Raw genomic sequence first — 12,646 nt, forward strand, 5'->3', positions numbered from 1 at the left:
AGGCAGCCCTCGGGCTGCCTTTTTGAGTATATATCTATTGGTTTCTGCGGTAGGTTTGATTGCAAGGCAATAGATATATACCCAATCAGTCGTTTCGGGTATGGGAGAACAAAGATGAGTAAAATGAAAATGACCTTCGCTGCCTTATTGACCGCGAGCCTGATTGGCTGCGCTGCCTCACCCGTGGCGGTATCAAAAGATGTTGCTGTGAATGCAACGGTCTGCTGTAACACCTATGGTGAGTTTTCCTGGGTGCCGATGCAAGGGGACGAGATTGACTTTGTTGTTGATGAATACTCGCAGGTGGGCCAGTTCCCGGATGGCAAAAGCTATTTTGCGGCGTTTGCCCTGCCGGAAAATGTCGAGCGGATGCGGGTTACACTGAACAGCTGGATGAAGTCAGAAGGGGTGTTTGCGCCAAAAGTGTTGCTCCTGGATCCGAATTTTCAGCCGGTGAAAAGCATCGAGCTGGATGAATTTAAGGTCGCCCCGTCGAAGCTGTTCAGCCTGAACAGCTATCAACATCGGTTCACCATGGAGCAGGCCACAACGCCGTATCTGGTGGTGTATTCGCCACGAGATTATCGCCAGGACTCGATCACTATTCCGCATCCGGAGCGTCTTCGTGCCGAAGAGTTGGGCCTGGCTCGGCCAATGGTGACTGATCCGGTCATTGAGCATCAGCGCTTTGGCTCCCTGACCCTGGAGCTGAAAGCGCTCAACATGCGGGCATATCGCGTTGGGGAAACCCAGCCGTCGCGCGGCACAACACAGGTCAAGCCGGCATCTCAGCCAGCGGCCGTGCCGGTGACTGCTGGCGCCCCGATGTTGGCGGAAAGCGAAGCCTTTTATAATCGCCAAATCAAAGCTGCTGTGGCACAGAACGATATTCAAAAAGCCCTGAAGTTGATGGAAGAAGCAAAACGCGCTGGATCGACCACCGCGGAAGCGACCTTCATTGAGCTGATGCAAAAGTAGCTCGCAAATCTCGTCTGGCGCAGGGCTGGCCTTTGTACGGCCTGTGCCAGTACCTCATCTGATTTTTTAGCCTGCCTGAGTCTTACGAAAATGAGTTATTCCAATGCTGCCTGTCCAAAGCATAAATATGTGGTCTACCAGGTGTTCACCCGGCTGTTTGGCAATAAAAACCGCACCAATCGCCTCTGGGGAACGATAGAAGAAAACGGTGTCGGCAAGTTCAGTGACTTTACTGACACCGCGCTGCAAGCCATACGCGAATTGGGCGTGACCCACCTGTGGTTTACCGGCGTGCCGCATCATGCGCTGGTGACCGACTACAGTGCGTTCGGGATCCAGTCCGATCACCCGAGTGTGGTTAAAGGCCGTGCCGGCTCGCCCTATGCGGTGAAAGACTACTACAACGTCAACCCGGATCTGGCGGATGACCCGGCCAACCGTCTGGCTGAGTTTCAGGCGTTGATCGCACGCACACACCGCCACGGGATGAAGGTGATCATCGATATCGTGCCCAATCACGTCGCGCGGCGCTACCAGGGGCTGAGCAACCCGGAAGGGGTGGAAGATTTCGGCGCATCTGACGATACGAGCCTAGCGTATCATCGTGACAATAATTTCTATTATATCCCTGATGAAACTTTTGAAGTGCCGGATCCGGAAAATGGCTATCGTCCGCTGGGCGGCGAGGCACATCCGGCACTGGCGCAGCCATACCAGGAATTTCCGGCCAAATGGACCGGGAATGGCTCCCGACTGGCCAAACCGGCTTTTGATGACTGGTATGAAACGGTCAAGGTGAACTATGGCGTCCGCCCGGATGGCCGCAAGGATTTTGCCGAATTACCAGCCGGGTTTGCACAGCAAAGCGCTGAAGCGCATTTTGCGTTCTGGCAGAAGCAGTCTGTACCGGACTCATGGCACAAGTTTCGGGATATCGCCCTGTACTGGCTGGCGCTGGGCGTGGACGGTTTTCGCTATGATATGGCTGAGATGGTGCCGGTAGAGTTCTGGAGCTATCTGAACTCGGCCATTAAACAGACCAACCCCGATGCTTTTCTGCTGGCAGAGGTGTATCAGCCGGACTTGTATCGTGATTATATTCATCTCGGCAAAATGGATTACCTGTATGACAAAGTCGATCTGTACGACACCCTCAAGGCTATCCTCCAGGGCCAGGGTTCGACGGATGCGATTGCTGTGGTTCAGGATCAGATGCTGGATATCGAACACCACATGCTGCATTTCCTTGATAATCATGATGAACAGCGGCTAGCCCATGAAGCATTCGCCGGGGATGCCCGTAAGGGAAAACCGGCGATGCTGGTGTCGGCAACACTGAGCAGCTCGCCGACTATGGTGTACTTTGGTCAGGAGGTGGGGGAAGCGGCAACCGAGGATGCCGGGTTCGGCCTGAAGTCCCGCACAACGATATTCGATTACTTCGGGGTACCGAGCCATCAGCGCTGGATGAATGAAGGCTGCTTTGACGGCGGGCAATTGAGCAATGGCGAAAAAGAACTCCGTGATTATTACCGTCGCTTGCTGAATTTTACCTTGAACAATTCGGCGATGCTGGGCGAGTACCGGGAAATTCACCGCGATAACCGTGCGTCGAATGCTGCCTATCCGGAGTCACTGTTCTGCTTCAGTCGTTATGACGGCACGCAACAGCTGTTGATGGTGGCAAACTTCGCCGATACGGATTTGGGTACCGTGCCGATTCAGCTACCACCGTCACTGGTTGATAGCTGGCAGTTGCCGGATGGCGAGTATACGCTGGTCGAACAGCTCTACGGTGATGAGCGCATACCGCTTCAGATTGTGCAGACCCGTGGCGAGATTGCGGTTCGGGTCCCGGCCCTTGGCGCAAAGATCTTCAAACTAGAGCGTGTTTGACTGGGCGAAACGATCGAACAATTGTGTTGATGATGAGAGCCGCTGATTTGAGTGCAGCGGCTTTTTCATGCTTATTTTTTGTAAGGCTTATGATCATCTGCTGGGAAATAAGGGGTACACCAGCCACGATCCTGGATATACCAGGTGCAATGGCCTGATGCCATCGCTACATTCGCAAACAGTAAGCTGACAGCAATGAAGAGTGCTTTTAGTTTCATCATTCATCTCCTCGATGAGCGTGACCGCTTCTCAAACAAACCCATTTCTTTTGCGCGGCCTGACACAAAAGCCTGCTTGTTGAGGTTAAGTCTAGTCTTAATCCGCGAGCTGGGGCCAATCAGCGGATTTCTATTCTGAGAATCGCCATCGTTGTGCCTACTGTTGGCAGGTAGCCACCGTTATGTTTGTCCTACAAAATGTGTAACGCTTCACAGTGTTGCCTGAAACCCCGAGGGGGCGTAGGGCGGGGGAGGATGCTCATCCCGGGGGCGGAGAGGGACAATACAGGGGTTCAAAAACAATAATTAATACCAATCACAGTAAGTTATCGAGCTTTTTAACACGCTAGGATGATCAGTCACTTACTACGATTGGTACAACTGACTCTCAATAACGGAAATCGACTATGAAACGTGTTCTGAAAACGCTGACCCTCTGCTCTTTGACCACTGCTTTGGCATTCCCGTTTGCTGCTTCTGCGATGCAGGAAGGCGAGCTGCTGATCTGGATTAACGGCGATAAAGGTTACGAAGGCCTGGCTGAGGTGGGTCGTCAGTTCGAAGAAGATACCGGTATCAAGGTGAACGTTCAGTATCCGGAATCGCTGGAAGCCAAGTTTCAACAGGTGGCAGCCACGGGTGGCGGTCCGGACATTATCTTCTGGGCCCATGATCGTTTCGGCGGCTACGCCAAAGCCGGCCTGCTGGCGGAGGTGAATCCATCGGCGTCCTTTAAGCAGAAGTTGGTCGATTTCAGTTGGGATGCCGTGACCTATGAAGGCAAGCTGGTAGGCTATCCGGTTGCGATTGAATCCCCGTCGCTGATTTATAACAAAGATTTGCTGCCTGAGCCGCCGAAAACCTGGGAAGAGTTATATGCCATCGACAAGGCGATGAAAGCCAAAGGCAAGACCGCCATTATGTGGGATGTGAAGAATGCTTACTTCACCTGGCCGATGATCTCTGCCAACGGCGGCTATGCCTTCAAGAAAACTGAAACCGGTTTTGACGGTAAGCAAATCGGGATTAACAGTGACGCCGGTGTTGCCGGGTTAAGCTTCCTGGTCGATCTGGCCAAGAAAGGCGTGGTATCGCCGGATATGGATTACGCGGTTTCCGAGGCAGAATTTAACAAGGGTAATGTGGCCATGACCATTAATGGCCCATGGTCTTGGGGTAACCTGGAAAAATCGAAAATCAATTATGGGGTGGCTGTTTTCCCGACCCTGGATGGCGGTGCATCCAACCCGTTTGTTGGGGTGTTGAGTGCCGGGATTAATGCGGCCAGCCCGAACCAGGATCTGTCAGTCGAATTTCTGGAAAACTACCTGTTGACCAATGAAGGCCTGAAAGCGGTGAACGATGATAAGCCACTGGGCGCAGTGACGCTGAAGTCTTTCCAGAACGAGCTGGCGAAAGACAGCCGGATTGCAGCAACCATGACCAATGCTCAAAATGGCGAGATCATGCCGAATATTCCGGAAATGACCGCTTACTGGTTTGCTGAAGGTGCCGCGATTGAAAATGCGTTGCTGGGCCGCCAGAGTGTGAAAGAAGCGCTGGATACGGCTGCCAAGCAGATCAAGTAACAGGGATTTTACCTGAGTGAATACAATGCGCAGCTTGCTGCGCATTGTGCGTATTTCAGGCCGGGTCGTGCAGGTATTTGCAATTCCGGCTTGCTGCTAAGACAAGGGATAAAAAGACGTGAATGGGTTAACAGCGATGCCATACAGCGAGACACTGTATGTAAAAGGTACCTTCAATGGCTGGGGCAATGATACGCCGATGCATTACATGGGCGCCGGCCAGTATCAGGCCGTGATTTGCCTGCCGGCCGATCAGCATAGTTTCAAAATTTCCGATCAGGCGGGAAGCGAGCACCTGACGTTTTCAGCCGACAAATACAAAGCCGTGCCGTGCAGCGTGGATAATGCTCAGACGCTGGTTCCGGCTAAGGGAATTGGGAATGATTTGACGTTTCTGGCCCCGGCGACCGGGCTTTATACCCTCACGCTGACCGTGGCTGATGCGCAAGCGCCATCGCTGCTGATTGGCCTCGGTGGCGAAAATCGGGATGCAGCGCTGGAGCGGGCACTGTTTTCCGGTAAATTTCAGATCATGGCCGGGCAGGCTGCCCTGCAAGGTAAAGCAGCCCCGGTACTGGCGCCAGCGGAGCTTTTCAGGCAACTGACCATTTGCGAGACGGCATCTGCTCCCTTTGTATTTGGCGATAACGTTGACGGCTACTATGAAGGGAGCACGCATGGCTTTGTTGCCGCGGGCAAATACCGCCATCAGCAGGGTTGGTACCTGGGCACTTTCGCTTCGTTTATCGATGGTCAAATCCAGGATAAAACAACGGCCAGTCAGGCGGATATCCTGCCGTATGGTGTCACTCACCATTTCGAATCGGGAGTCAGCGACACCCTGATGTTACTGTCCCGGCAACGGGCCGCAGCCCTGACGGTTCGCGCGACTGAGCCGACGACGCTGGCTATCGCGTCGCAGTTGAATCTGGCGATCAATGCCTCAACGGTGAAAGCCTTTGAGGGCGGGGTGGTGTATGCGCTGGCGCCGGAATTGCGCCAGGAAGCGACGCCTTCATTTATCGCAATCACAGCCAACCGGCCGTTCCGTTGCCGTGAAGTCACGTTTGCCGAGGTCCCGGCGTTAAATGAGGTGGTGCACCTGAGCGGCAGCCATGTCAAACCGATGATTGAGTCCCTGTCGCCTGAAACGCAGATGACCGTCTACCTGACGTTTGCCCGCAGTGAAGACGAAGCGGTCGCTGCCGCGCAAGCCCTGGTGGCGGAAGATGGTTATACCCGCCATCAGCAGCAGGTCTATGACATGCTGACCCGCTCTTATCTGTGGACGTCGGACATGGACTATAACCGGGCGCTGATGTGGGCCAAGGCGTCGGCAAAAGTCTTTGTATCGAATGAGTACGGTAAAGGGATCTGGGCGGGTTTGCCGTGGTTTAAGGATTGTTGGGGACGGGATTCGTTTATTGCGCTGTCGGGCACTTGTCTGGTGAATGGCGATTATGACGATGCCCGAGCGATCCTTGATAACTTCGCGGCGATGCAGCAAACGGATGAGACTGATATCAACTTTGGCCGGGTCCCGAACCGAGTGACAAGCCTGACCAACCGAATTTATAACACCACTGACGGGACCCCCTGGTTGGTAAGGGAAGTCTGGGACTATCTGCGCTACAGCGGGGATGCCGCTTATGCCCAGGCCATCTATCCGGTGGTCCAGACCTATATCGCCGGGATCGAGAAAAACTACCTTGACCCCCATGGCCTGATGACCCACCGGGATCCGGATACCTGGATGGATGCCAAGCTGGAAGGTAAGCTGCCGTGGTCAGCCCGTGGCAACCGGGCCAATGATATTCAGGCGCTGTGGTATACCAGCCTCAAGGTGGCAGTTGAGTTGGCACGGCTGAACGACGACCACGATGGCGAGCTGCATTATCAACAACTGGCGGATCGGGTACAAGCCAGCTTCCAGGCGCTGTTCTGGGATACCGACCAGGAGATGCTGGCCGATCGCCTGCACGCAGATAACAGTCGTGACCTGCAGGTTCGACCCAACCAGCTGATGGTACTGACCGTGCCGTTTGAGGGCGATCTGCTGGAGCGAGCCATCGGTGCCAAAGTGGTAAAAAATGCGGTCAGCGAGCTGCTGTTCCCGTGGGGTATCACCTCGCTGTCGCAATCCGATCCCCATTTTCATCCTTATCATGCCAACCGGGCCGAGTATCACAAAGATGCGGCGTATCATAACGGCACCATCTGGGGCTGGAATGCGGGCTTTACCGTCAGCAGCCTGACTGATTATGGTTATTCCGATTTTGCCTATCAGCTGACCCAGAGCCTGTCCCGGCAAATTCTGACCCTGGGTCATCGCGGGACCATGAGCGAAAACCTGGATGCGTTCTTAACCGAGCAGGGTGAGCTGACCACGACCGGGACGTATGCCCAGGCCTGGTCGGTTTCTGAGTTTACCCGCAACGGCTATCAGGACTATCTGGGTTTCCAGCCGGATCTGATGGCTGGCCAACTGACTCTTGCGCCATGTGTGCCGTCGGCCTGGCAGACGTTCGATGCGGTGGTGGGCTTCGGGCCGGAGCAGCCTGAGCAGCAGGCGCTGCAAGTGCGTTTTCAGCGCAGGGAAACGCAGCAAGTGTATCAGCTGCAGCTGAGCGAGCCGGCTACAGCAAGCCGTGCTGAGCAACTGGCCCTGATCCTGACCGGCGTTAATTGTGCCAAGTATCAGCTGTTGTTGCCGGTTGGGAACGAGCCCGTCACGGTGACGTTTGACTCTGAAACCGCAGCTGCCGAAGTGGACGGGCAGGATGTAGCCCTGACAATTCTTGAGCCGGGTTACCAGGCCGAGATTGGTGAGCTCCGCTTTGCGGAGCCGGAGATCGAGCGGACATTCCCGGTGTTGCAGTCACCACATTATTTGCAAGGCCTGGTGGAGAGCTGTGATCTGGCACAAGCCACAGATTAAGTGAAGATGAGGCGCAACGATAATAAAGCGCAGCCGGTTGGCTGCGCTTTTTGTTGGGTCGTCGGTGATGGTTGCCTGGTTATCGGGCAGAATGACTGGCGGTGCCAGTGTTGAAGCCGTGGACTCGTATCGGCTACTCGTCTATAAATACTTTGCCTTCAATTGAGTAGGGCTCATTGTCATCGTACAGGTGTGCGTCCCCCCTTAACTTTTTGACTTTCGCCTCAAGGGCTTTGGCTTCCTGATAGTCGCCTTCCTGATAAGCCATATAAATGCGCTGTTCGAGATCTTCAATTCGGTCGTGGCTGCTCATCAATGATCCTCCATCAACGATTCGTCTATCTCAACCGGGTGTAAACACTAAATCTGTCCCACCAGCATGTATAAGTTTATACAAAAAAGCGCTGCTCAGCATGAGCAGCGCAAAAAAGGAAAGTGGTGAAAAGGAAGGAATCAGAAATTAAACGCCCGGCTCCTGGTACAGGCGGCGGCAGGCACGGCCGTCGCTGTGGAACAGGTGGCAGCGGTGTGCCGGAATGCCGACTTTGTAGCTGTCGCCGACTTCAACCGGCAGGGTATCCGGACGGCGGTAGATGAAATCAGCGTCCATGTGTTCCAGGTTCAGGTAAGTTTGGGTTTCATAGCCCAGTTTTTCGACCACTTGAACTTTACCTTCAACACAGGCATCACCTTCGTCACAAGGCACCAGGTGCTCTGGACGGATCCCCAGTGACATGCGATCGCCTTTGTTAACCGTGGTGCCGTCCACCGGGATCCAGAAGCTCGCCCCGTTCGCAAGTTGAACCATCACGCGCTCGTCTTCAACCTGCTCAATCGCGACACTCACAAAGTTCATCTTTGGTGAGCCGATAAAACCGGCGACGAAGCGGTTTTGTGGGTAATGGTACAGCTCCAGCGGTTTGCCGACCTGAGAGACGTAACCGCCATCCAGCACGACAATCTTCTGGGCCATGGTCATGGCTTCAATCTGATCATGGGTCACATAAATCATGGTGCAACCCAATTGCTTGTGCAGCTTGGCAATTTCAATCCGCATCTGAACCCGAAGCGCGGCATCAAGGTTAGACAGTGGCTCATCAAGCAGGAATACATTGGGTTGGGAGACCAGGGTCCGGCCAATGGCAACACGCTGGCGTTGGCCGCCGGAGAGGGCTTTCGGCTTACGCTCAAGCAAGTGACCCAGTTGCAGGATATCTGCGGCGTGGTCGACGCGCTGTTTAATTTCGGCTTTGTCGGCTTTGGCCAGCTTCATGCCGAATGACATGTTGTCGAACAGGTTGAGGTGCGGGTACAGGGCGTAAGACTGGAACACCATCCCAACCCCACGCTCGGACGGCGGCACATCATTCATGCGCTCTTCACCGATGTAGAGATCACCTGAGGTGATATCTTCCAGGCCGGCGATACAGCGAAGCAAGGTCGATTTACCACAACCTGACGGCCCTACAAAAACCACGAATTCGCCTTCAGCAATATCGAGATCCACATTCTTGGATATCAGGTTATCTCCATATGCCTTACATACATTTCGTAACGTGACACTTGCCATCAAGCCTATTCCTCTAAGTTTGTTGTTGCCTGCAAGGTACCTTGCGAGGGAATGATATTCATGCTGTACCTTGCCGGTAAAGAATTTTTCGGCAGTAGAGAAGAAAAAAAGCGGGTAGCAGGCACTCATTCAGGCAGTGGAATGAATCGCTACCCTGACTAAAGCCGTGCTACTTACTTCCCCAAGAAGTAGCGCGGTACTGTCGTTTCCAATAAAAAAGAACAAACTGTGATTGGTATTAATTGCATTGAGCAAACAGTTAAAACATCTTCATCTACCCCATTGGGTATGATGCTATTTTTACCCAGCGCCACGGGAGAAACATCCTCCTTGAGAAGAAATTCACAGGGGGATGAGGGGGGGAGGAGTGCTTGGATCACACTTTGTTGTTTACCCTGCTGATGTTGCAATTTGAACGCAGTACCATGTGCGTTGCATCACAATCAAGTGTCGTTTTTAGATCTGCATCACTCATCGGGACGACGAAGATCACGCTTTCAAATCTGGGGGGGAGGGGGCGTAGGACTCAGGATGATGTTGAGTGCTGACGACTGGTGGATGATACAGACTGCAAATTGCGCTGACAGAGATAATTCTGCAGCAGACAAATAACAATCATGAAGGATGTTAACAATGAAGAAAGTCCTCAGCACTGTCGCTTTTTGTACCCTGGCCGCACTTGGCTCTGTAAACGCACACGCCGCGATTGAAGAAGGTCAACTGACGATTTGGATTAACGGCGATAAAGGCTATAACGGTCTGGCTGAAGTCGGTAAGAAGTTTGAAGAAGACACAGGGATCCAGGTGACAGTTGCTTTCCCGGATGGCCTGTCTGAAAAATTCCCGCAAGTTGCCGCGGCTGGTGATGGCCCGGATATCGTGTTCTGGGCACACGACCGCTTCGGTGGTTATGCCAAATCCGGCCTGCTGGCAGAAATCAAACCGTCTCAGGACGTGAAAGACAAGATCATCGACTTCACCTGGGATGCCGTGAAATACGACGGTAAGTACATCGGTTACCCGATCGCGGTTGAGGCACTTTCTCTGATTTACAACAAAGACCTGGTTCCGACCCCGCCGAAGAACTGGGAAGACATTGAAGCCCTGGATAAGAAACTACAGAAAGATGGCAAGAAAGCCATCATGTGGAACCTGAAAGAACCGTACTTCACTTGGCCGGTGCTGTCTGCCGACGGTGGTTACGCGTTTAAATTCACTGCCAATGGTTACGATGTGAAAGATGTGGGCGTCAATAACGCCGGTGCCAAACACGGCATGAACTTCATCAAGGCCCTGATCGACAAGAAAGTGATCTCACCGGATATGGACTACAGCATCTCTGAAGCTGAGTTCAACAAAGGCAACGTGGCGATGACCATCAATGGTCCGTGGTCGTGGGGCAACGTTGAGAAGTCTGGGATTAACTACGGTGTAGCCGTCTTGCCAAAACTGAACGGCAGCCCGTCGAAGCCATTTGTCGGCATCTTGACCGCGGGGATCAGCTCTGCATCGCCAAACCAGGATCTGGCGGTTGAGTTCATTGAAAACTACTTGCTGACTGACGAAGGCCTGGGGATGGTCAACGATGACAAACCGCTGGGTGCGGTAGCGCTGAAGTCCTTCCAGAGCAAGCTGGATAATGACTCACGCATCGCCGCCACCATGGATAATGCCATGAACGGTGAAATCATGCCGAACGTGCCTCAGATGACTGCATTCTGGTATGCCCAGGGTAATGCGATTAAGAACGTTGTTGATGGTCGTCAGGACACGGACGCGGCGCTGAATGACGCAGCCCGTCACATGCTGAAGTAATCTTTTCCGGGGAGGGAATTCCTCCCCATTTCTCTTTTGTCATTTTGCTAGCGAGGAGCTGAGATGCAGTCAGTTCAAGGTGCAGGGCTTTTAGATTCCCAAGAAGAAGGCCCGAAATTTAATTATCGTCAGTGGCTGAAATGGTCACTGCTCGGCACGATCGGCGCGGTCAACGGTTATGCCACGATCCTGATGTATGCGCAGGGTGAAATCCCGTTCGCATTGCTTACAGTTGTTCTTACCGCACTGGCTCTTTATATCTTCGGCAGTAACCGAACTTACGCCCATCGCTATATTTTCCCGGGCATTGCCGGGATGCTGATTTTCATTATTTTCCCACTTGTTTATACCGTCGGGCTGGCGTTCACCAACTACAGCGCATCGAACCAGTTATCCCTGGAGCGGACTCAGGCAGTGCTGGAGCAACGGACCTTCCAATCGGGTGAAAGCTACCGCTTCGATTTGTACAAAGTCGAGCAGGGGCACCAGATTGTCATCAAAGATGGTAGCGTGCTGCTGGGGTCTGATGTGTTTGATCTCGCGGCACCGGGTACTATGAAGCTGCGCGAAGTGGATGCCGTGCAGGGCGAGAAGGAAAAAATCAAAACCATCGTCAAAAACCGCACTAACCTGTCTCAGGCAGAATTGCTGATGCCGGACGGTCACGCGATCACCATGAGTGGCCTGCGCAAATTCGCTGCGGAAACCTCGTTGTTTACCTTGCAAGACGATGGCCTGACGCTGCTTAATAACCAGACGCAGCAACGCTACAAACCGAATATGGAGATTGGTTATTACCAACCGGTTGACGATCAAGGCAACTTTGTCGATAAACCGATCTCCCCTGGATTTGTCGTCGGTGTTGGCGGGGCGAACTTTGAGCGTGTCCTGACTGACGACGGGATTAAAGAACCCTTTGTCGGGATTTTCATCTGGACGGTTGTGTTTGCCTTCCTGGCTGTGGCTTTGACGCTGGCGGTTGGTATGGTCCTGGCGGTGGTGGTGCAGTGGGAACCCCTGAAGTATAGCGGTATCTATCGTGTGCTGCTGATCCTGCCGTATGCCGTGCCGTCATTCATCTCGATTCTGATCTTCAAAGGTCTGTTTAATCAGAGCTTTGGTGAAATCAACATGCTGCTGGAAGCCCTGTTCGGCATCAAGCCGTCCTGGTTCTCGGACCCGGTAATGGCTCGGGTGATGGTGGTGCTGGTCAACACCTGGCTCGGTTTCCCTTACATGATGATTCTGTGTATGGGCCTGCTCAAGGCAATCCCGGAAGATCTGTATGAAGCCTCTGCCATTGATGGTGCTGGCCCGGTACAGAACTTCTTCAAGATCACACTGCCAATGCTGATCAAGCCGATGACGCCGCTGCTGATTGCCAGCTTTGCGTTTAACTTCAACAACTTTGTAATGATCATGCTGCTGACCTCCGGTGGCCCGAATATGGTCGGCACATCAGAGCCGGCGGGCTACACCGACTTGCTGGTGAGCTATACCTACCGCATCGCCTTTGAGGGCGGCGGCGGTCAGGACTTTGGTCTGGCGGGTGCAATTGCCACCATCATTTTCCTGATGGTCAGTGTGATGGCACTGCTGAATCTGAAATTCACCAAGTCGACCCTAGAGCAGGATTAAGGAG

The 12,646-nt window shown here is 53.4% G+C and carries 9 protein-coding genes; 6 read left to right on the forward strand and 3 right to left on the reverse strand.

Annotation, left to right across the window (positions count from 1 at the left end):
• The first annotated feature begins 114 nt into the window (after positions 1-114).
• Together NNL38_RS22980 and NNL38_RS22985 are read left to right on the forward strand one after the other, a co-directional pair.
• Positions 115-978, forward strand: a complete 864-nt coding sequence (locus tag NNL38_RS22980; RefSeq protein WP_255391196.1) for a MalM family protein — start codon at positions 115-117, stop codon at positions 976-978.
• Between the two features lie 90 nt (positions 979-1,068).
• The gene (locus tag NNL38_RS22985) at positions 1,069-2,874 is read left to right on the forward strand and encodes an alpha-amylase family protein (RefSeq protein WP_255391197.1); all 1,806 of its coding nucleotides are present in this window, start codon (positions 1,069-1,071) and stop codon (positions 2,872-2,874) included.
• 71 nt (positions 2,875-2,945) lie between these two features.
• Here the strand turns inward: NNL38_RS22985 and NNL38_RS22990 are convergent, their stop codons facing one another.
• Positions 2,946-3,095, reverse strand: a complete 150-nt coding sequence (locus NNL38_RS22990) for a hypothetical protein (protein ID WP_255391198.1) — start codon at positions 3,093-3,095, stop codon at positions 2,946-2,948.
• 404 nt (positions 3,096-3,499) lie between these two features.
• Between NNL38_RS22990 and malE (NNL38_RS22995) the strand changes: the two genes are divergently transcribed.
• Together malE (NNL38_RS22995) and NNL38_RS23000 are read left to right on the forward strand one after the other, a co-directional pair.
• A complete protein-coding gene (gene malE / locus NNL38_RS22995) occupies positions 3,500-4,681 on the forward strand; it encodes a maltose/maltodextrin ABC transporter substrate-binding protein MalE (RefSeq protein WP_255391199.1) in 1,182 nt (393 codons plus the stop codon).
• Positions 4,682-4,799: 118 nt separating this feature from the next.
• Positions 4,800-7,619, forward strand: coding sequence for an amylo-alpha-1,6-glucosidase (locus NNL38_RS23000; RefSeq protein WP_255391200.1), 2,820 nt, complete (start codon positions 4,800-4,802; stop codon positions 7,617-7,619).
• 133 nt (positions 7,620-7,752) lie between these two features.
• Here NNL38_RS23000 and NNL38_RS23005 read toward each other — a convergent pair whose 3' ends face one another.
• Positions 7,753-7,932: a hypothetical protein gene (locus tag NNL38_RS23005; protein WP_255391201.1), complete on the reverse strand. Its 180-nt coding sequence runs from the start codon at positions 7,930-7,932 to the stop codon at positions 7,753-7,755.
• Positions 7,933-8,079: 147 nt separating this feature from the next.
• Positions 8,080-9,189, reverse strand: coding sequence for a maltose/maltodextrin ABC transporter ATP-binding protein MalK (gene malK, locus NNL38_RS23010; RefSeq protein WP_255391202.1), 1,110 nt, complete (start codon positions 9,187-9,189; stop codon positions 8,080-8,082).
• A gap of 633 nt (positions 9,190-9,822) precedes the next feature.
• On the opposite strand from malK, the gene malE (NNL38_RS23015) reads away from it, so the two are divergent.
• Positions 9,823-11,004, forward strand: coding sequence for a maltose/maltodextrin ABC transporter substrate-binding protein MalE (gene malE, locus NNL38_RS23015; protein WP_255391203.1), 1,182 nt, complete (start codon positions 9,823-9,825; stop codon positions 11,002-11,004).
• A gap of 63 nt (positions 11,005-11,067) precedes the next feature.
• The gene (gene malF / locus NNL38_RS23020; protein ID WP_255391204.1) at positions 11,068-12,642 is read left to right on the forward strand and encodes a maltose ABC transporter permease MalF; all 1,575 of its coding nucleotides are present in this window, start codon (positions 11,068-11,070) and stop codon (positions 12,640-12,642) included.
• The last annotated feature ends 4 nt before the right edge of the window (positions 12,643-12,646 follow it).

It is taken from the genome of Photobacterium atrarenae, assembly GCF_024380015.1.
GTDB classification, from domain to species: Bacteria; Pseudomonadota; Gammaproteobacteria; order Enterobacterales; family Vibrionaceae; genus Photobacterium; species Photobacterium atrarenae.